Annotated in this window: 17 protein-coding genes and 5 pseudogenes; 13 read left to right on the forward strand and 9 right to left on the reverse strand. The window is 60.7% G+C overall.

Annotated elements, in window-relative coordinates:
- The 3 genes and pseudogenes from IF803_RS38390 to IF803_RS38400 form a co-directional block, all read right to left on the reverse strand.
- A pseudogene (locus IF803_RS38390) lies at positions 1-266 on the reverse strand (Crp/Fnr family transcriptional regulator); the annotation flags it as partial.
- 486 nt (positions 267-752) lie between these two features.
- The gene (locus IF803_RS38395; RefSeq protein WP_028344055.1) at positions 753-1,001 is read right to left on the reverse strand and encodes a DUF6894 family protein; all 249 of its coding nucleotides are present in this window, start codon (positions 999-1,001) and stop codon (positions 753-755) included.
- A 240-nt stretch (positions 1,002-1,241) separates the two neighbouring features.
- Positions 1,242-1,725 (reverse strand): annotated as a pseudogene (locus IF803_RS38400) (hypothetical protein).
- Positions 1,726-2,123: 398 nt separating this feature from the next.
- Here IF803_RS38400 and IF803_RS38405 point away from each other — a divergent pair.
- From IF803_RS38405 to IF803_RS38430, 6 genes and pseudogenes are all read left to right on the forward strand, one after another.
- Positions 2,124-2,315 carry a hypothetical protein gene (locus IF803_RS38405; protein WP_028344056.1) on the forward strand — a complete coding sequence of 64 codons (192 nt, stop codon included), beginning with the start codon at positions 2,124-2,126 and terminating at the stop codon, positions 2,313-2,315.
- Between the two features lie 1,268 nt (positions 2,316-3,583).
- A pseudogene (locus IF803_RS38410) lies at positions 3,584-3,718 on the forward strand (DUF2934 domain-containing protein); the annotation flags it as partial.
- A 1,017-nt stretch (positions 3,719-4,735) separates the two neighbouring features.
- On the forward strand, positions 4,736-5,371 hold the full coding sequence (locus tag IF803_RS38415; protein WP_461195746.1) for a PAS domain-containing protein: 636 nt from the start codon (positions 4,736-4,738) through the stop codon (positions 5,369-5,371).
- 28 nt (positions 5,372-5,399) lie between these two features.
- The gene (locus tag IF803_RS38420; protein WP_461195747.1) at positions 5,400-5,642 is read left to right on the forward strand and encodes a hypothetical protein; all 243 of its coding nucleotides are present in this window, start codon (positions 5,400-5,402) and stop codon (positions 5,640-5,642) included.
- A 656-nt stretch (positions 5,643-6,298) separates the two neighbouring features.
- Positions 6,299-6,532, forward strand: a complete 234-nt coding sequence (locus tag IF803_RS38425; RefSeq protein WP_080686960.1) for a hypothetical protein — start codon at positions 6,299-6,301, stop codon at positions 6,530-6,532.
- A 347-nt stretch (positions 6,533-6,879) separates the two neighbouring features.
- The gene (locus IF803_RS38430) at positions 6,880-7,089 is read left to right on the forward strand and encodes a hypothetical protein (RefSeq protein WP_028344059.1); all 210 of its coding nucleotides are present in this window, start codon (positions 6,880-6,882) and stop codon (positions 7,087-7,089) included.
- A gap of 197 nt (positions 7,090-7,286) precedes the next feature.
- On the opposite strand, the pseudogene IF803_RS38435 reads toward IF803_RS38430, so the two are convergent.
- From IF803_RS38435 to IF803_RS38455, 5 genes and pseudogenes are all read right to left on the reverse strand, one after another.
- Positions 7,287-7,430: pseudogene (locus tag IF803_RS38435) on the reverse strand (transposase domain-containing protein); the annotation flags it as partial.
- Positions 7,431-7,544: 114 nt separating this feature from the next.
- Positions 7,545-8,546: a tyrosine-type recombinase/integrase gene (locus IF803_RS38440; RefSeq protein ID WP_461195748.1), complete on the reverse strand. Its 1,002-nt coding sequence runs from the start codon at positions 8,544-8,546 to the stop codon at positions 7,545-7,547.
- Positions 8,543-9,469, reverse strand: coding sequence for a tyrosine-type recombinase/integrase (locus IF803_RS38445; RefSeq protein ID WP_461195749.1), 927 nt, complete (start codon positions 9,467-9,469; stop codon positions 8,543-8,545). The genes IF803_RS38440 and IF803_RS38445 overlap by 4 nt, the downstream gene beginning before the upstream one ends.
- The gene (locus IF803_RS38450; RefSeq protein WP_461195750.1) at positions 9,466-10,707 is read right to left on the reverse strand and encodes a tyrosine-type recombinase/integrase; all 1,242 of its coding nucleotides are present in this window, start codon (positions 10,705-10,707) and stop codon (positions 9,466-9,468) included. Before IF803_RS38450 ends, IF803_RS38445 begins: the two co-directional genes overlap by 4 nt.
- A 149-nt stretch (positions 10,708-10,856) precedes the next feature.
- Positions 10,857-11,183 (reverse strand): annotated as a pseudogene (locus IF803_RS38455) (IS66 family transposase); the annotation flags it as partial.
- 347 nt (positions 11,184-11,530) lie between these two features.
- On the opposite strand from IF803_RS38455, the gene IF803_RS38460 reads away from it, so the two are divergent.
- The 4 genes from IF803_RS38460 to IF803_RS38475 all read left to right on the forward strand — a co-directional run bounded on the left by IF803_RS38460 (position 11,531) and on the right by IF803_RS38475 (position 14,544).
- Positions 11,531-11,764 carry a hypothetical protein gene (locus tag IF803_RS38460; protein WP_028344060.1) on the forward strand — a complete coding sequence of 78 codons (234 nt, stop codon included), beginning with the start codon at positions 11,531-11,533 and terminating at the stop codon, positions 11,762-11,764.
- A gap of 462 nt (positions 11,765-12,226) precedes the next feature.
- Positions 12,227-12,436, forward strand: coding sequence for a hypothetical protein (locus tag IF803_RS38465; RefSeq protein ID WP_028344061.1), 210 nt, complete (start codon positions 12,227-12,229; stop codon positions 12,434-12,436).
- Between the two features lie 129 nt (positions 12,437-12,565).
- On the forward strand, positions 12,566-13,666 hold the full coding sequence (locus IF803_RS38470) for a glycosyltransferase family 4 protein (protein WP_035633239.1): 1,101 nt from the start codon (positions 12,566-12,568) through the stop codon (positions 13,664-13,666).
- A 365-nt stretch (positions 13,667-14,031) separates the two neighbouring features.
- Positions 14,032-14,544: a PRC-barrel domain-containing protein gene (locus IF803_RS38475; RefSeq protein ID WP_028344062.1), complete on the forward strand. Its 513-nt coding sequence runs from the start codon at positions 14,032-14,034 to the stop codon at positions 14,542-14,544.
- 247 nt (positions 14,545-14,791) lie between these two features.
- Here IF803_RS38475 and IF803_RS38480 read toward each other — a convergent pair whose 3' ends face one another.
- Positions 14,792-15,019: a hypothetical protein gene (locus IF803_RS38480; RefSeq protein WP_283068351.1), complete on the reverse strand. Its 228-nt coding sequence runs from the start codon at positions 15,017-15,019 to the stop codon at positions 14,792-14,794.
- Positions 15,020-15,252: 233 nt separating this feature from the next.
- Between IF803_RS38480 and IF803_RS38485 the strand changes: the two genes are divergently transcribed.
- From IF803_RS38485 to IF803_RS38495, 3 genes are all read left to right on the forward strand, one after another.
- Entirely contained in the window at positions 15,253-16,365 is a 1,113-nt protein-coding gene (locus IF803_RS38485) for a DUF1236 domain-containing protein (RefSeq protein ID WP_028344064.1), read from the forward strand.
- A 24-nt stretch (positions 16,366-16,389) separates the two neighbouring features.
- Complete coding sequence (locus IF803_RS38490) at positions 16,390-16,698, forward strand: hypothetical protein (protein WP_028344065.1); 309 nt, start codon at positions 16,390-16,392, stop codon at positions 16,696-16,698.
- Positions 16,699-17,045: 347 nt separating this feature from the next.
- The gene (locus IF803_RS38495; protein WP_461195751.1) at positions 17,046-18,473 is read left to right on the forward strand and encodes a TAXI family TRAP transporter solute-binding subunit; all 1,428 of its coding nucleotides are present in this window, start codon (positions 17,046-17,048) and stop codon (positions 18,471-18,473) included.
- The last annotated feature ends 199 nt before the right edge of the window (positions 18,474-18,672 follow it).

Here is an 18,672-nt window from a genome sequence, read left to right on the forward strand (position 1 = left end):
ACGGGCAGATGCAGCGTATGGAGATCAGGTACGTCCCCCGGTACGTAGATGGACGATATTTGATTGCGTTCGGAAACAACCCTTCGACGCGACAGCATTCCAGTCATCACGACGGCACAATGCACGGGCACGTCGCCTTGCCGTGCGACGCGGTCGCCGTCTCTAAATGTTTTGATGATGTGAGGCATCTGCTGGAGCCGGACCTTGTCTTGCTCGGACAGCTCAACGACGGACAGCAAACGCGCGATTAGCTTGACATGCGGCATCAGACACTCCCTCCCCTTCGCAGGCGGGAGCACGAGAGTGTCTCTCAGTCACCAGCGCCCACAGAAAAGGCCTTGGCCGATGATGCACAAGCAACGCGGGAAAGGGAACTAAGTTCCCGCGCTGACTGAACCATCAGGTGCGTGTTCGCCCTGCGAGAAAGTAGGATTTCTTGCTGTAACAAATCGATACAGAAGTGCGCTCCCGCCGGGCGCGAGATTCACCTCGGTTATTTCGGGAACCCAACTTTGCCAAGATCCTCAATGGCATGGGGCAGGTGATTTTCATTTCGTATTTTTACAGCCCTAAAATGACGACCGCTGCATCCTGGCGGACAGCGGTTCGGCAATCAGTCTAGGCCCCAGCCAATCCCCTCGCTGGGGCCTTTTTTTGGAACAGGGGGCGGCCGGCGCGGTTCTAGTCTCGCTTTGATGAGGAGTGGGACGAGCCCTCGGCCTCAGTGCTCTTCCCGGGCGTGCAGTTTGAGGTTAGCTCATTTTCTTGCGGCTGATCGCGAAGGAAAAGCGGACCGTCATAACGGGGCCGCTGTCGTCCCGGACCTCGATCTCCATTTGCTCAGCGTCGCTACCGCTGAGGGTCGCTACGGCATCATGGGCCATGCCTCCTAAAGATCGCGCAGCCTCGTCCTGTGCCGCGTCCAGATCCCGAAGATCGAGGCCTTCCTCGTCAGGGGTTGTTCCGTTGCCATCCTTTAAATCGAAGTAATACCGAGGCATTGAGCGCGCCCATTCATTTCCTAACATTTCAAAGCGAAATTCGGAGGCGCGTTCCTAGTGGCCCCGCTTTTTGAAATGCGGGCGGCCTGTTGGGGAGCACAGGAACAGGTCCATTGGCGGGTCGCACTGCCCCCCGCGGCATTCGAACAACGACGGAAGCCGAGCTCCAGCGACGCCCCCGCGCTGGGGCTACTTCTCTAGGCCATCACGCGAACGGGTCTTTGCATGGCTGAAGTATCCTCACGAACGTCCCGCTCTCGTGGTACTCATGCCAGCCATGGTTCTTGGCGTACTTCGGGCCGGCCCAATACTACAGCTGCAGCACTCGGCGGCCGGCCGCTTGCCGGCCTTGCCGCATTTCATGCAGCGGAGGCGCCCGGCGAGGTCATGCAAGTGGGTGGTCGGCACGTGTCGCAGTGCGGCCAGGTCAACCGCGCGCGGCGCCTTGCACCGCGAGCATTTGATCTCGAGCCACGGATAGCCGGCGTTGACCGCCTGGTCGATCGAGGGCGACGGGTCGACCGGGCCGCCGTCGGCCCACATCTTTTCGTTCCGGCTCTGGCAGCGCAGATCGTCGGCCTCTCGGATGAGCGCTTCGCCGACGGCGCGCTTCTCGGCCGATCGCGTGGCGAGTATCGTCGTCACCCCGGGGGCGCGCCAGCTCCTTGGTGAGTGCCTTGCGGTCGCCACCGGAGAGTGGGGCAGGGTGGTGTTTTGGGCCCATCGCATATGATCGCGCCGAATCCTGCGCGAGAGAAGCCGCTAAACCTTGGGGGCGCGAGCGATCGCCGATGGTTAACAGGCGAGCGTAGCCATACGCTCATGGCTTCTTCCAATTGATGTCGGCGCCGGTGGCGCCGCGGCGACCTGGCCCGATTGATCTAGATCAATATTTGACGGTTGTGTCGCTGCGAACGTACCACCGCTTCAGATGTTCGATTGTCATATCGACCAACGAAGGTGTTAAGCCGCGCTCCTCCCCTGCTGAATTCGGCGCTAGGAAGCCGCCGAGAGATTCCTGGGCGGCGCTCGTAACTTTGAAATTCGTTCACCGCGAGTAGTCCATGCACGACGTTGGTGTTGCGGCAGGCGTACCTTTGTCGGATGGGCCCAGTGAGAGGGATGGCCGGCTACCCGAAGATATTCAACATAGAGATGGATCCACACGAAGACCTCAACGTCTTTGGGTTGTTTCCCTTCGCCAGTGAACCGGCGCTTAAAGTCGTTGAAGAGTATCTATTATCGGTCAAGCAATTCCCGAACCCGCCTGCGCCGAATGTTACACAGTTCCAAACTGCAGGACGCAAGGAGTAGCACATTTCTTCGCTATGTCTGTGCTGATGGCCCGTAGCGGAAGTGAGGCGACAGGCTGGGCATTCGCAAGCAGGACCTTGCGCGCGTCGCCGGCGCGTAGGATTACGGGGTGAGCTATGAAGCAAAGAAGACCGGCAAGTCGGCAGCGTCGCGGGCCAGCAACTCCCCTTGAAGGGTCCATCGAATTCCGAGGAAGTCGCCGTCTCGCCATATGAGCTGACAAGCTCGGGACGACGCGAAATTGCCAAAGGAGATATGAAAGCTTGTCGGAATGACGGTGGCTCCGGGTAGGCGCAGACTCGCACCGCTGTTCGTGGCATCGCGGACCACGCATGGCATTGATCTCCCTCTCATGGAGAAGGACACCAGCGCACTTCGGTTGATCACGGAACGCTTGATGCGGCGACGTTCAACCCTCTGCTCTTGAAGAAAGATGTCATCCATCGATACCCCAGCGTTGCTGCGTTCTTGAGTGGCTGCGAGAGCAATTACGCGCAAAATTGCACGACACAAATCCAAGTTATATGGGATCCCCATCCGAGCGGCGTGGCGCAAAGGTAGTAGCGCTCCGCAGCATTTGCGGTTCGCGGCGCAAGTACTGGCTTCTACTAATACCCCCGCCGGGTCTGGTCCGACGGGGGTTGGGAAAGATGGTGCGAGGCGAGATTATGTGTGTCGCTCCAAGGACCCACCTGCATGACAGCGTAGCAGGGAAACAGCTCTTAGTCGTCCCAGGTTCGTCCGCTGCAGCCTTTGCATTCAAACATGCGAACATGTCGGCCATTGTGCACGTTCAGCATTGTCCGGATCAGTTCGGCCTGCTTGCCGCAGCGGCACAGCTTAGTTGCAATCGTTTCGATCCCTTCAATTTTCTGCCGTAGGATACCCATCGGACTTCCCCTGCGAAAGGTGATGAAAATGCTCTAAGTTACAAAGTGTGCACCAGTTCCTACCGGGAAGACAGTACAACGCGAAAATTTCCCGTTATCGGCTTCATAAGGGTAAGGAGCTGGCTTACATCGGCGGCACCGGCTGGTCGCAGACTGCGTGCAGCCATCCGAAAGCAGCTCCATACAGTCGTGAGCTCGAAGTCAAAGCTCACCAAGTCGATTAGGAAGCTTAACGCTACATGGCTTGAGCTGCCGTTCGTCGCCGAGATCGACTATCGCGATGTCACGGCAAAGAGCTGCTACGAGTAAGTTCGTTCAAGGCAGGAACGCATGTTGCTCCCGCTCGTTGAGGGTTAGAAGAAATCCGATGAAGCCGTAGCTGCGCGTGCCTACCAGCTCTGGGAAAAGGCCGGCAAACCGGAAGGACGAGACGAAGATTTTTGGCACTTAGCCGAGCAAGAGCTGATCAACGAGGATAAAGGCTCTCCACTTCGTACCCCCGACACGTTGTGACCAACCTGAATTGTTCCATTCGTCACGGTCTTGGCTGGGTTTGCGAGAGCCATCCGCTCCTCGCCTGGACCGGCGAACCCCTCGGCTGCACGCGCGGTGCCGGTATGCTCTGCGGATGCAACAGATCCGCAAATATCAATGCAGAGATCGAGCAGCCGGATGTGAGTGAGCTACTCAATGAGACCCCTCCCAATATGAGTTAGCGTCGGTATAGGGCATGGCCTATGACGGGTGGGACGGAGAAAGTAGTCTCCAGATAGCACCGGGCGTTCCAGTCGAAATGCGTTTCCTAGTTTGGACCGTTGTCACCGAGGAACGTATGTTACTTCAAGCCATTTACGGACATGCATTATCGAAGGTGGACCCCCGAGGAAATTGAACGACTTAAAGCGATGATCGCCGCTCGGGCTAGTGCGAACCGCATCGCAGTCGCGCTGAGACGACCAGTTAACTCCGTTCTTGAACGTGCGCGCATCCTTGGCATGTCTCTTCCAACAATCACAGAAGAGCGGCGGCGGGTGAGGAATTTGCTCAAGCAAGACAATTCTCGTCATCGTTGAGGAGCTGTGGATTTGTGCAATTCCCTCGGTCCGGGTAGGACCTGTCGCGGTCCAACTTCATCTTCATCGTCGAATTCCATCGCGCCTTTGCGCAGCGTAGATGTGAGGGGTGTGAATCTGGCTTTCGGCCGGCCGGTGGCTATCAGCGCATCAGCGACGTCGGCTGTTGAGAAGGCAGCGGCGGCCCCAAAAGGACAGCCGCCCCGATTTGAAGCCTGCAAGCGCCGCGGCGGCTTCGTCCGCGAGATCTTCATTCTCGATCCGACAAAGGACGGTAGAAAGCGATCTGCGCCCGAAGAACGTTCTTCCGGGAGATGAGCCGAAGCAACGCGCCTGGGGAGCTATGGGGCCAGAATGGTTCCCAGCGAATGCCGTAATCCCACGGTGTCGCCTCGGTTGGCGTAAAAGCCGGTTTCAGCTAGTAGAGTAAGGGCGCATCTCAGAGACCGGTTCAATAATGACGACTGTGCAACCGAACTTCCGCTCACCAAAAGCTCTGATGGCCGGCGCACACGATGCGTGGCATCGATCATTTGAGCATTCCCCTGTACCTATGCTTCTGCTCACGCCGGATCTGAAGATTGTTAACGCCAACGAGGCCTATCTCGGCAGCGTCTCCCGCTCGCGAGATACGTTAGCCGGTTTGGATATGTTCGACGCCTTCCCTGACAATCCACACCTGACATTTGCCGACGGCGTTGCAAATCTAGCCGAGTCCTTTGGCAAAGTTCTTCACGAAAAACGCGGTCAGGTGATGCGCATGCAACGATATGACATCCAGCCTGAAGGACGCCCTTGGCAGGTCCGTTATTGGCACCCTAAGAACTGGCCGGTTCTCGATGACAATGGCGCGATCGTTGCGGTAGTCCATCATGTCACCGATGCAACGACTTCTGTTCTGGCCAGAAGGGCTGAGAAAGCGGGTTCTCCTCCTTTGTCGTCAGAGGCGCTCTTGCGCTCTGCTGACAGGGCGATTCTTGAAGCGCGCGAGGTTCTAAGGGAAACTCACGAGAAAATCTTGGTATCTCGCGCTTTGATCGAGGAGAGGGTGTCGCTCTCAATTCTCAAGCCCAATGTAAAAGCGCCCACCTAATAGTTCGTGCACGGAAGGCATCGCGAAGATGCATGACGTTTCGGAACTGCCGCTCCTCCAATCGGCTTTGAGCGAGGCATTGGTTATTACCGGCCAAGAGCTCGGCAACATTCAACTGCTCGACTGGAAGACGGGCCATCTGGAGATCATGGCTCAGCAGGGCTTTTCTGAAGAGTTTCTCAGTGTAACGATCAGGGATGGGTGTGCTTGCGGTCGTGCGTTGTTCAATCGGCAGCCCGTCATTCTCGATGACGTCACAATGGACCTTTGATTTCTGCCTTTTCGGGACATCGCCGGACGCGCCGGTTTTAAGGCCGTACAGTCAACGCCGCTCATGACCCACTCGGGCGCCCTAGTGGGTATACTCTCAACCCACGGCCAACATACTCCGAGTGAGGACCAGCTGGGTCTGATCAGGAGCTTAGCCATGCGAACAGCTGGCAGCATACTCCGTGGTCGCGCGGCGAAATCCGCATTCCCCGATTTGGATGACCTCGCCTTGCGCCAGCGGCTGTCGAAATAGCAAAGCACGGCTGTCCTCCGTCTTTAGATGCTTGGGGCCGACTCAAGTCGTGACCCCGTTTCATCATCTACCGGGGGACAGCCACCATCATCACCCCGTGTTCGGAGCAGGGCCCATCGGAGAGCGCAGCGCTTTGACTAGCATCTTGATCACCGCTATGCCCTGAGATTTTCTTTGTGGCCAAAGGAAATCAGGCTGGCGAAGGGGGTTATATGTGCGAGGCAATCTGGAGGAGAATGCTCATGAGGACATGCATTATCGCGCTTGCAGCCGCAGTCATCGCGGCGACGCCGATGACGGTCAAACAAGCCGCGGCCCAGAGCCAACAAAGCGAAGCTGACAAGGGCGTTAAGACACGCAATTCCGGTGAATCTGGCTACGTCGGCGAGCAGGAAAAGCCAGGCATGGCCGCTACGCCGCCTGGCCGGCCGGCCACTAGCTCAACCGGCGCCACGAATTCTCCGAGCGCGCAGAATTCAGGAACCGGCATTAGCGGCGCCCCCGGAAACAAGAACGGCCCCGCGCCGGGCCAGGGCACAGTCGGTTCAAACCCTCAAAATCAGCACGTGCGACAGCAGGATCCCTCAAACATCAAAGGCCTGCCAGGAAATAAGAGCGGCCCGCCCGCGAAGCGCTAACGATCGATGCATCGGTGCGCCGGCCTGACGAGGCTTATTAGGATGTCAGGCCCGCGGCCGTGCGGAAGGCGCGGCGATCACATTGAGATCGTGACGTGAGAGGCGTTTGCGCGCTTTGGGTTGCATCGCAATTTCAGGTGTGAATTGCGATTTCGCAAAAGGATTCATCGCGCGTCGCCGCGTCGAGGCGGTCACGTTAGCGGCCGCTAAATCCAGTAAGCAAATTCTGTATTCATTCCGCCTTTATCGAGTTTCGTAATTGGAACGCCGCTTTCGGCAATCGGTTAACCGCCGTTCGCCGGATGCTGCTGTGTCCGGCGCTGCCCTAAGGAACAAGGAGACTGATCATGGCAAGTGCGGCAGACCGCGAGCCCCGGCACCATACGCAGAAGATGCAAAAGGCGCTCCAAGACATCCGGAACCACCTGCGCGATGACATCCAGAAGGTCGACGATCCGCAGTTGAAGGCGATGTTCGAGACGTCCGCCGAGGTCCTAGGCGGGCTTGAGAAGGCCTTCAATGATTACGAAAAGAAAAACGAGAAGGCTTGGCGCTGAGCACCTCCGCGGCGGTTTGACTTTTAGTGAAGCCAGAGCCCGCCTGTCCGAAGGCCGAGGCCGCTGGTTCGAGTCCAGCAGGGAAAGCCAAATTCTTGTGTCCAAGTGGCGATTTTGAAAAGCAATTGGGGACGTAGCTCAGCGGCGAGAGCAGCTGTTTTGCAGTAAGCATCCGGTGAGGACCGCGTAGCGCTCACTCAGGCAGCCTGATTGGCTTGCTTGTTCTGGCCGCGCCAATTCCAGGGCAGGAGTTCGTCGAGCCGTTGGACCGGATGTGCAGCGATGCGCGCCAGGACGTCGGCGAGCCAAGCTTGTGGATCGAGGTCGTTCATCTTGGCCGTTTATGCCGCCCGCCGAACTATGCCGAACGGATTTGGTATGGCACGCCGTTGTCACGCTGGCACCGGCGATCGCGTGCAGGGCAGCCCCCATTCCATTCGGCATAGTCTGGTCGTTCAGAGCGTCTCGAGGAAGGCGAGTAGGCGGTCGTTCGGCTGGAAGCGGGTTCGCTTGCCGCGCTCGTACGGCTTGAGCTTCGCCAGGGCGGCTTCCTTGAGGGCGAGGTGGGCGTGCAGGTACGTCTGCGTCGTCTCGACCGATTCATGACCGAGCCACAGCGCGATCACGGAACAGTCGACGCCGGCTTGCAGCAGTTCCATCGCAGCGCTGTGCCTCAGCACGTGCGGCGACACGCTCTTGGCCTTCAAAGAGGGGCAACTCTTGTGAGCGACACGAACATGCTTTCTCAGCAGGGACTGGACGCTATCGGCACTGAGCCGGCCCCCGTGTACGTTCGGGAACAACGCTGTTGCTCCTTTCCGCAACGGTTCTTTGAGCCATGCCTGTAGCGCACACCGCGCGAGTGTGGTCAGCGGAGTGGTCCGCTCCTTCCGCCCTTTACCGACGCATCGTACGTGTGCACCAGGCCCGAGGTGGACGGCATCCCGGTCGAGGTCAGTCAGCTCTGAGAGGCGCAAGCCCGTCTGGGCCGCGACCAGCAGCAAGGTGTGATCGCGGCGACCAAGCCACGTCGTTCGATCGGGCGCGGCGAGAACGGCCTCGATCTCGGGGCGCGTCAAGAAGTGAACCTGCCGCTTGTCATGGCGCTTGCTCGGTATGGCGAGCACGCGCTGGATCAGCGCACTGTGTGCCGGTTCCTCGAAGGACACGAACCTGAAGAAGGATCTGATGGCCGTCAGACGCAGGTTACGCGTCTTCGCGCTGGCGCCGCGCTTTACCTCGAGATCGGTGAGGAACGCGCCGATAAACGTTGCATCCAGATCGGCGAGCGTCAGCGCCGATGGGCACTTACGCAGCCGCGCCTGTGCGAACATGAACAGCAGCCGGAACGTGTCTCTGTAGGAGGCGATCGTGTTGCCGCTAACATTGCGCTGGCGTATGAGGCGCTCGGTGAAGAAGCGCTCGATCAACGTGGCGACGTTGCAGGCGGGCTTCATGGCGTCACCTCCCATCGCCGATCGAGACGCCGCGCCGCTTCTTCCATCAACTCGGGGCAGGCCGAGAGATACCAGTAGGTATCGCGCACGCAGGCGTGGCCGAGGTAAGTGGAGAGCACTGGGAGTTGTTGCTCGACATCTTTGCCTTCGCGATACCAGTCGAGCAGCGTCCGGATGGCGAAGCGATGACGGAAGTCGTGCACGCGTGGCCCGGTACGATCACCTGGGCGCCGCAGCCCGATCTCTCGGGACAATCGCCAGAAGACGCGATGAACGTACTGGTGCAGCAATCGGCCTCCCTGTTCGGCAACGAAGAAGGTCGAGCCGCAGCGTGATCCGAGCATCGCGTCGCGCCGGTGGGCGTAGTCGCGCAACGCGGTTCTCGTCGTCGGATGCAATGGCACGAGCCGCGACTTGCCGAACTTGGTCAGCCGGACTGTCAGCACGCCGGCGTCGAGGTCGACGTCATCACGCTCCAGGCCCATCGCCTCGGATATACGCATGCCCGTCACTGCGATCAGCCCGAACAGGGTATGGTAGGTCCATCGGCGCAACCCGCCCGATGGCGGCAGAGCCAGCGCTGCCTTCAGCAACGCATCGATCTCCGCGTCGCTGTAGACATAGGGCTTGGCGCGCTTCCATCCGGGCAGCATGCCGACGGCCGGGACCTCCGTTCTCGGATCGAAGTTGGCGACATGGCGCGCGAACCCGCGCACGTCGCTCAATCGCAGCGCCCAGGATGCATGACGATCGGGCGGCAGCGTTGCCCATTCCATTGCCAGCTTCGTCGTGATGATCCTGGCTTTGCGCTTCTTCATGAAGGCGACGAAGTCGGCGAGCCGACGGGTCTGGTGCGCGTACTTGTATCCAAACCCCTTGCGCATGCTCAGGTACTTATCGAGTGCGGAGCGCAGATCGGTCATTGCACGCCTCCCGGCCAGGGCAGGCTCAATGTTCTCAGCGCGTCAATGTCGACCTTCGCGTAAATCCGGGTGGTGTCGTGGTTCTCGTGCCGCAGCAACTGTCCGATCTCCGACAAGGTCGCGCCAGATCGGAGAAGCTCGGTAGCGAGACTGTGTCGGAAGATATGGGCGCCGCGGTGGGCACAACCTTCGATTCCAACGCGATCGAGAGCGGCCTTGGCGATCATGGTGATCGCGCATCCGGAAGCAAAGCCGACGTGTGGCGCGAGTGTGCGGACGAACAGCCGTCGGCACGACGACTTTGGGCGGCCATTGCGCAGATATGCAACGATAGCCGCGCCAATGTCTGGCGGTATCGGCATTCGTGCACGCTGTCGGCCCTTGGCGCGAACGAGTATCTCGCTGGCGCGCCAGTCGATATCGTCGAGGGTGAGCGTCGCAACCTCGTCGGCCCGCAGGCCGAGCTTGGCCAGCAACAACAGAATGGCGTAGTCGCGCCGTCCCATCACCGTCTCTCGGTCGCAACTGTCGAGAGCCTTCCGCACCTGAGCGGCAGGCAGAAAGGTCGGTAGAGTTGCGAGCTTCCATCGGCGCATCGATGGAACGCAATCCGCCAACGGGCGCGCGTTCAGCCCTCGATGGTGGAGGTAACGGAGAAAGGCACGCAACGACCAGCACATCGCCTTGCCTGTTCCCGGGCTCCAATCCTGGGCGTGGCGCTCAACGTAGCGGATCACGTCCTCTTGGCTGATCTTGCCCAGGGCGCCGGCGCCGCCGGAGCACACCTCGTGCAGGAACCTGCGGATGACTGGGAGATGGCGGACGATGGACCTCGGGGCCAAGCCGCGCTCCGATCGCAGGTAGGCATCGAATTCCTTGAAGATCCGTTCGTGCGGGGTGAGAGGCGGTAGCACCAACGGCGCGATCGCGCCTTCCTCGCGCAGCACCGTCAACCATCGCTTGAGCGCAGCTCGGTCACCGGGTTGGATAGACTGCCTCCCGCCTCGATGTCGGAGGTACCGCTCAACGACCTGCTCATCGAGATCGACCAGGTTGTAGCGACGGCCCGCGATCCAACTCAGGAGCCCGCCAACTACGTTGAGGCAACGCCACGCGCCGTGCCGAACGAGCCTCTCTTCGACGAGACGAACGGCGTAGCACTCGACCAGCCGTCCGTGCGGCCCGATTCTGAGACGCCGGTACAGTCGGCTTCTGCCCAAGTACTCTTCAGCTTCCATCTTCCTGTTCTCCGCTGTTGAAAGCGGAGGCACAGAACGAACTATGCCGAACCGACCAAACGCAGGTCAGCCAGAAACCTGGGGAAAACGACCCGGCTCGGCATAGTTCGGCGGGCGGCATAAACCTGCCTATGCCGCGCTCGGCATAGGGCCGTTACGATCAGGCCGTACCTCATCGCGGCACGATCGCCACCGCGGTCGGAGCCACAGAACAGCCACGACTTCCGCCCGAGGGCAATGCCGCGCAGGGCTCGTTCGGCGGCGTTGTTCGACAGGCAGATGCGTCGGTCCTCAAGGATGCGGGTGAACGCACTCCAGCGCTTGAGTATGTAGTCCATCGCCTTAGCGACATCGTTCCGCCGTGAGAGCTTGGCACGCTGCTCACGCATCCAGTTTTCCAAATTGGCGATCAGCGGTGCGCTGAGCTCATGGCGGACGGCCCGGCGCCGTTGGGGTGTCTCGCCGTTGATGCCTCGCCAGCGCCCATCTCAGCCACTGCGTGTTTGCTTCGGACGGTGAACGTGGCAGAAACCGGTTCGCCTGATGTCGAGAAAAACCGCCAAAATGCCAGCGGCCGCCGCCGGCGCGGGTGGCGGCCGGCTGATGAAACCCGGCATAAGTCGCATGCGGCAGCCGCGCATCGGCAGCGTCCGCCTCGGCGCGGCTCCTGATCGGCACGACCCTCGCCTGGTATGCGATGCTTTTGGTTTTCGTCGAGTCAGGACCATGCCAGTGGCGCCGGCCCGCCTGGTGCTGGTCGGCACGTTGGCTTGAACGTCAGCTTAACCATTTCCCGCCCAAAACGCCCAAAAGGAAAGGACCGGTGGCTTACCGCTTCAGGATAACCGGAAGGCGAACCAAGGAGCTGGCGCGCGCCCGGGCGGCGACCACGATCCTTGCCACCCGAGCGGCCCAGAAGCGCGCCGCAGGCGAGGCTGCAATGGCGCCATGGTGGCGCTCGAAGCCGCTCGCCACCGGAAACAATGTCGGTATGGTCGCGATGATCGACCCGCCGACGGTCAATGCCGTCCGGCGACCCGAGCGACTGTCAAGCTGATGAAGCCGATCGTCTCGCGCAGGATTTTTGATGGCGCCATATCTTCTGGCATCGCTCGAGGTCTCCGCGGCGTTTTACTCCGCCGAACACGAGGGCCGCAATTGGCGGCATCTCTGTTCAAGTGTCCAAGTGCCTTGGGGCTGCATGACTGTCGGTGCGAAGCTGCTGGTTGATCACCTGGGGCAAAGAATCGACGCGCTAGCTGATCGCGTGCCTTTCATAAGAATCCACCGTCTATGACACTTTTCGCGCCGTCGACCGGTTTTTGCGGAGCTGTGCTTAGGGGCCATATGGCCAGATCATCGCGCTGAATCGGATCCGCGATCACGCCGCGGGCGAAAGCTTTCTGATCGGCCTGTCGAGCGCTTCTCCACCAAAGGTCGAAGATTTCGGGGAAAATTGGAAACTTTCGCCATCGCGCTGAGTTGGCAGCGACTGGATGCGGTCGCTTGGAGCGTGAGGATGGTCGACGAAGTCACGGTGAGAAGGGCGGCAGAGACGGCCTGGATCGTATACCGGGCGGCGCACCCTGACGTTGACGTTCACGACAGCCGCCGCTGCCTGCTCGAGCGCTATTTGCACAGGAGACGGGAAGAGCGAGAGAGCGATGCCGAAGGTCTCGCCAGCTTCGGGATAGCCTACTTGCACCAGCCTCCCGAAGACGAAGGTTGACGGGCGTGAAGATGTTCGTCGCGCGGATGGTCTGCGAAAGCACAAAGCCCAGTTGGACGCTGCTGGCGATTTCATACCTCAGTTCCGCGGTCGTTGTGATTGCCATGCAGTCCGTGGTCGGGGCCTAGCATGCGGATCGCCCAGCTTGCTCCATTGGCCGAGAGCGTTCCGCCGAAGCTCTATGGCGGCACGGAGCGCGTGATCGCCTGGCTTGTCGACGAACTGGTCGAGCTCGGACACGACGTCACCCTGTTCGCGAGCGGGGATTCGAAGACAAAGGCAAAGCTCCATCCTGTCTGGCCGCGTGCGCTGCGCCTGGGGCGAAGGGGAACGGATCCGAACGCCGCATGCGCGCTGCTGATCGAAGCCATCGCCGATCGCGCGGGCGATTTCGACGTGATCCACTCCCACGTCGACTGGTTGCCTCTTCCGGTGCTAAGCCGGACCGGCGTGCCGTTCCTGACGACAATGCACGGCCGGCTCGACCTTCCCGGGCTGTCCGATGTGATCGGGGCTTTCCCAAACGCGGCCTTCGTCGCGATTTCCGACGACCAGCGTCGACCACTTCCGGATGCGAACTGGATCGCGACAATCCAGCATGGGCTGCCCAATGATCTGTTTAGGCCGTCCTGCGAACGTGGTTCGTACCTGGCCTTCCTCGGGCGGCTGACGGCGGACAAGGGACCGGAGGCCGCCATACGCATCGCACGCGCCGCGCGGACGCCGCTGCGGATAGCGGCCAAGATACCGCGCGCGGAGACAGCCTACTTCAAGAAGAAGCTCGAGCCGAACATCGATGGCGCGGAGATCCAACTTGTCGGCGAAGTGGACGAAATCGGGAAGCAGCCGTTCCTCGCCGGAGCCGCCGCGTTGCTGTTTCCGATCGGGTGGCCGGAGCCGTTCGGGCTCGTCATGATCGAAGCGATGGCGTGCGGGACACCTGTGATTGCCTACCGCGCCGGCTCGGTGCCCGAAGTGGTGGAAGACGGCGTCACCGGCTTTATCGTGGATAACGAGGAGCAGGCGATCAGGGCAGTGAACGAACTGGGCCGGCTGGACAGAAGAGTGGTCCGCGCCCGGTTCGAGGAGCGCTTCGCCGCGAGCCGGATGGTGAAGGAGTACGAACGCCGATATCGCGAGCTGCTCGGCCGCGGAGGACGCGAAGGATTCGAGACGGGGTCAACCATATTTCGCCCGGAAGTCGGCACGGCTTCGGAGTCTCTTCGTTGAGTTGCCGATCAGGAGGCTCGCACGAAAAACCATTCTTTCCAGGGCGGCTTTTGTTCTTCTCGCGACGGCCTCTCTTGCGGACGAAGTGCCTCCTCCACAGCCGGAGGTCCAGCAGCCGGCGACTCCGCGAAGCAAGCGGAAGACTGTTCGAATCAGGTTCGGCAGGCTTGCTTTCGCTCCCAAGGCAAGGGAATTGTCGTCCGGCTCGTGAGCACCGAACATCGTTAGTGGACTGGGTCCTGACCGCCATCAAGCAGGGTTTGCGCCCCGTTCCGAGTGAAAGAGCCATCAGGAACAAGTGGCAATCGCGCGCGTTGGGGCCCGGCATCTTGAACGGGTGCGGCTCACGTTGGAGGAGAAAATCGATGAAAAGCTTTCTTGCCGTCGCTCTGCTTGGCACTGCCGTGATCGGCGGCGGCGCGTTCGCGCAATCCACCCAGCCCGCCGATCGCGCCGCGCCGGCGGTCACGGGCCAGCCGGCCGATGCGAAGATGGCGCTCAAAGGAAATTGGCGCGCTTCGAAGCTGATAGGCCTGAACGTCTACAACGAGGCCAACGAGAAGCTCGGAGACATCAACGAACTGCTCGTCGACAAGGCCGGCAAGATCAACGCGGTGGTGATCGGTATCGGCGGCTTTCTGGGCATGGGCGAGCACGACATCGCCGTCTCGATGGACAAGCTGAAGTTCGTCGAAGAGCCGGTCCGGACCAGCTCGAGCAGCACCTCGACCAACTCGCGCGACACCACCACCGGCGCGGCTTCGACGAATACGACGAACCGCAACGCGAACGATTGGGTCCCGGACCACGCGGTCATGAGCGGCAACAAGGAGCAATTGAAGGCGCTCCCGCAATTCAAATACTCGGACTACAATTAGTGCGGCGAGAACTCACGGAAAAAGGGCCCCCGCTGGGCCCTTTTTTCTGCCGGGCCCAACGGTCCAAAAAAATCGCCCGGTTTGCGGGCGAGCCTTTCATGCGGACCGTTCGCTGCAGAAACTATCCAATAGCCGACGCCGCCAACACCGAGCACGGCGGAACGCCCCATAAAATAAGTACAGGCATCTTCTCCTTCAATGGCCTTCAGAACGTTTCGCGAGGCCGGCTCGGCCCTGCGATGGCCGTTTACTGTTCGGTGCAGACCTTGGTGGTCTTCACGGCGGACTCGGCTTCCGTCTTGGTCTTGTAGACGCCGTCGCCCACGACCGTCGTCGTGGTCGTCGTTGGCTTGGTGTCGACAACGGTGCACTTTTTGGTCGTTGCATCACGAACGATGTAGAACTCGGCGGCGCCTGCGGCCTGGGTGCCGAGGACGAAGGCGGCGAGGGCGCCGCACACGATCAGCTTCTTCATTGTATCTCCTCCAATGGCTTATAAGTAGTCACTGCCAACGGGCAGGCGGGCGCGAAGTTCCGTTTCTCCCGGCAGTTGGAAGGCACACTGCTCATGTCGCGAGACTAATTTCTTGCGGCTTGAAGAATTTCCGCCGGCGCCGTCTCAGCCGATTTGCCGAAACTTCCCGTTCTGGAACCTGCCCCTTCGTCCGGTGTTGTTCGGCGACCAATTACCAATTAGGAGGATTTCAGATGAACAAGCGTTTATTGTTGGCTACGACCGCCGCAGTCGCGCTCGCGACTTCGGCTCTCGCACAATCTTCTCCGAGCACGTCGAGCTCCAATCCGTCGGCTACGCAGCGTCAACTGGATTCCACGTCGACGCCGCCGTCCTCTTCGACGTCGACACCGTCGTCCAACTCCGCTCCGGGATCCGCGCAGACCAACCCTTCGACGAATTCGGCCCAGACGCAGCCTCCGCCAGCGACCGGCCAGAGCGCTGCAGGCCAAACGTCCAACTCCGGTACGGGCACCAACACCACGCAGGCGCCCACGTCGAATAACTCTACCAACCAGGCGCAGACCAGCCAGCCCTCCAACCAGACTATTCCGCCTTCGAACCAGGCTCAGACCAATCCGCCTGCGAACAATCAGACGCAGAGCGCGAACCCACCGGCTTCGGGCACCAATCAGGCTCAGTCCCCGACGGGTAGCAATTCGACCACCACGGCCCAGCAGCCGAACAGCCAGCAGAATACGGCCGATCGCTCGTCGAGCACGAACGTGAACGCGTCCGTGAACATCAACGATCAGCAGCGGACCCGGATCAGTACGTCGATTTCACACCTGAATGTGCAACCGCTCAACAACGCGAATTTCTCGTTGTCGGTCGGCACGGCCGTGCCGCGCGATGTACGTCTGCAGCCGCTGCCTGCGGAGGTCGTCGAGATCGTGCCCCAGTACCGGGGCTACAACTTCGTGCTGGTGAGGGACGAGATCGTGATCGTGGAGCCTTCCAGCTACAAGATCGTCGCGGTCCTGCCATACTCGGGCCGCTCCACGGCGGCCGCGCCGGCGCGCACCGAACAGCGCAAGACGACCTTCAGCGACAAGGACCGCGAGGTCATCCGCAAGCACGCCAAGGCGCGGCCGGTCGAGCGCGAGCGTCGCACCACCACCGGCAGCGCGGTTCGTACCGAGGTCCGCATCGGAGAGCGCGTGCCGGAAGGCGTGGAGATCGAAGCGTTTCCCGAAGAGGTCTATCGGGAATATCCGACCCTTCGCGAGTACCGGTACATCAACCGGGACAGCCGGACCTACATCGTCGAACCCCACGAGCGTCGCATCATCGAAGAGATCGACTGATCTCGCCAAGGAAGGAGAATATCCATGAAGAACATCGCGCTTGGAGCCCTCGCCGCGACCTTGATGGTGTCGTCTGCGAGTGCGGCTTCTCTTGCACCTGCAGCCATCGCGTCGACTGAGGCTGCGGGCATCGAGCAAGTCCGTCTTGTCTGTAACGAGTATGGCCGCTGCTACCGGACCCGCGGTCCCCGCTATGTGCAACGCTACTACGGCGGAGACGACGGCTACGTGGTCCGCCGCAGCTACGGTGGTCCGGACTACTACGATCGCGGCTACGGCTACTACGGCGGTGGCCCAAGCATCGGTTTCAGCTTCGGCACCCGGAGCTGGTGAATTAGAAGTGGGGCCGCTCTCTGAGCGGCCCTTTCGCCGTCGATTACGTTTTCGCGGTGATGAGATGTCTGCTATTGCGAAGCTCCCGGGACAGAAAGAGCAATTACCGGCGCGGCTCGAAGCCGGTCTCGGCCCGAACGAGCGAGCCGAAATCCAGGCGCTCGCTCCTCGCCAAGATCGAGACTGCGCTGAAGTTGCTCGGCACCCAGGATTCCGCCGCAGCAGGCGAAGAAAGACGGCGCGTGTCGTGGTTTGCCTAGTTGTTCATCACTCGCGCTGCCACCAAGCGCTCGCGGCAGATATCCTAGGAAGCAGGACGCGCTTTGATCTCTGGCTGGCAGCGGCACATGTCCTCGTCAAGCAATACAGATAAAACCAATGACGCTGCCCGCCGACGGCGGAGAAGGAGCAATTCATTGCTGCTTGTCCTGGCCGTTGGATTTCTAGTCTTTGGCGCCGCGGCGGGCGCACTGTATTATGCGCTGCGGCCGGAAGTTCTCCGGATCGCGGTTGGGCCTCCCGGAAGCGATGATCACAAAGTAGTTGAGGCGATGGCCGATGCCTTCGCCAGCGAAAGCAGAACCGTCAAGCTGTCCCCGATCAAAGCCGCCGGGGCGGTCGAATCCCTCGCGTTGCTTCGTGCTGGCAGGGCCGACCTTGCGGTCGGTCGCGGCGACCTGGATATGCCCGCCGACGCGCAGACCGTCGCCACGCTGCGTAAGAACTTCGTTGTGCTGTGGGCGCCTTCCGGACTTGCGGGCAAGGCCCCCAAAAGAAAGCACGCGCCGAAAATCAAGGAGATCGCAGATCTCGCAGGGCATCGTGTCGGCGTAATCGGGCGGACCCCGGCGAATGCTGCTTTCCTGCGGGTTATCCTTAGCACCTCCGGCGTGCAGGCGGACAAGCTCGCAATTATGCACTTTGGGACGGACCACATCGAGGAGCTGGCACGCGACCCGACCCTCGATGCTTTCATGGCGGTCGGTCCGCTCGATAGCAAAATCACCTCCGATGCCATCGCTGCAACGACCCGCGTGCGAGGCGCGCCAAAGTTTCTCGCGATCGAGACATCGGAAGCCATCGCTCTGAAGCACCCGCGGTATGAATCCGAGGAAATTCCGCCCGGCGTCTTCAATGCCGATCCGGCTTGGCCAGATGACAAGATTGAGACGGTCAGCGTCAGCCACCTGATCGTGGCGCGAAAGACATTGTCTGAAGCGACGGTTGCGGCCTTTTTCCGGCAATTATTCGCTGTCCGTCAGGCAATTGCCAGACAAGTGCCGGGGGCTGCACACATTACCAAGCCTGACACCGAGAAAGATGCCGAGCTGCCCGTGCACCGGGGAGCGGCGGCCGTCATCGAAGGTAGCGAACGCAGCTTTCTTGACAGATACGGCGACTACTTCTGGTTCGCTCTCCTGCTTCTCTCCGCGATCGGTTCGGCCGGCGCCTGGTTGCGTCGCTATTTGAATCGGGACGAAAGGGAGGAAAATACCAGCCATCGCAACAGGCTCCTGGCCATGGTTTCCAGCGCGCGGACCGCGGAAACCAACGAGGAACTGCTAGCCCTGCAGCGCGAGGCTGATGCAATCATCGCGGAAACGCTCGAAAGTTACGATGATGCCGCCATCGACGAAGAAGAGCTGGCAGCATTTGGCCTGGTGCTCGAACTGTTGAACCATGCCATCGTCGAAAGGCGAGCTGCGTTGCAACGAGGTCCCCTTGAACCGGTTCGAGGCGCGGCAGTGAGTCACAGCCTTGCGCCTCGGGGATAAGGTCTCGTATGAGAAGACTGCACCTTGGGAAAATGATTCTGCGGGTGCCTTCTTTCGGTACCTTGAAAAGTAGACAGTACGCGAACTCGGGCGTGTGCGTCACCAGCGGATTAGGGGGCCAACGCGTCCGACGAAGCTGGAACTGGACCACCAAGGGGCCCGATAGTGTGGCGTCCGTCGCTCCCGGATGTGGCGCGTC

This window comes from Bradyrhizobium sp. UFLA06-06, from assembly GCF_054820065.1.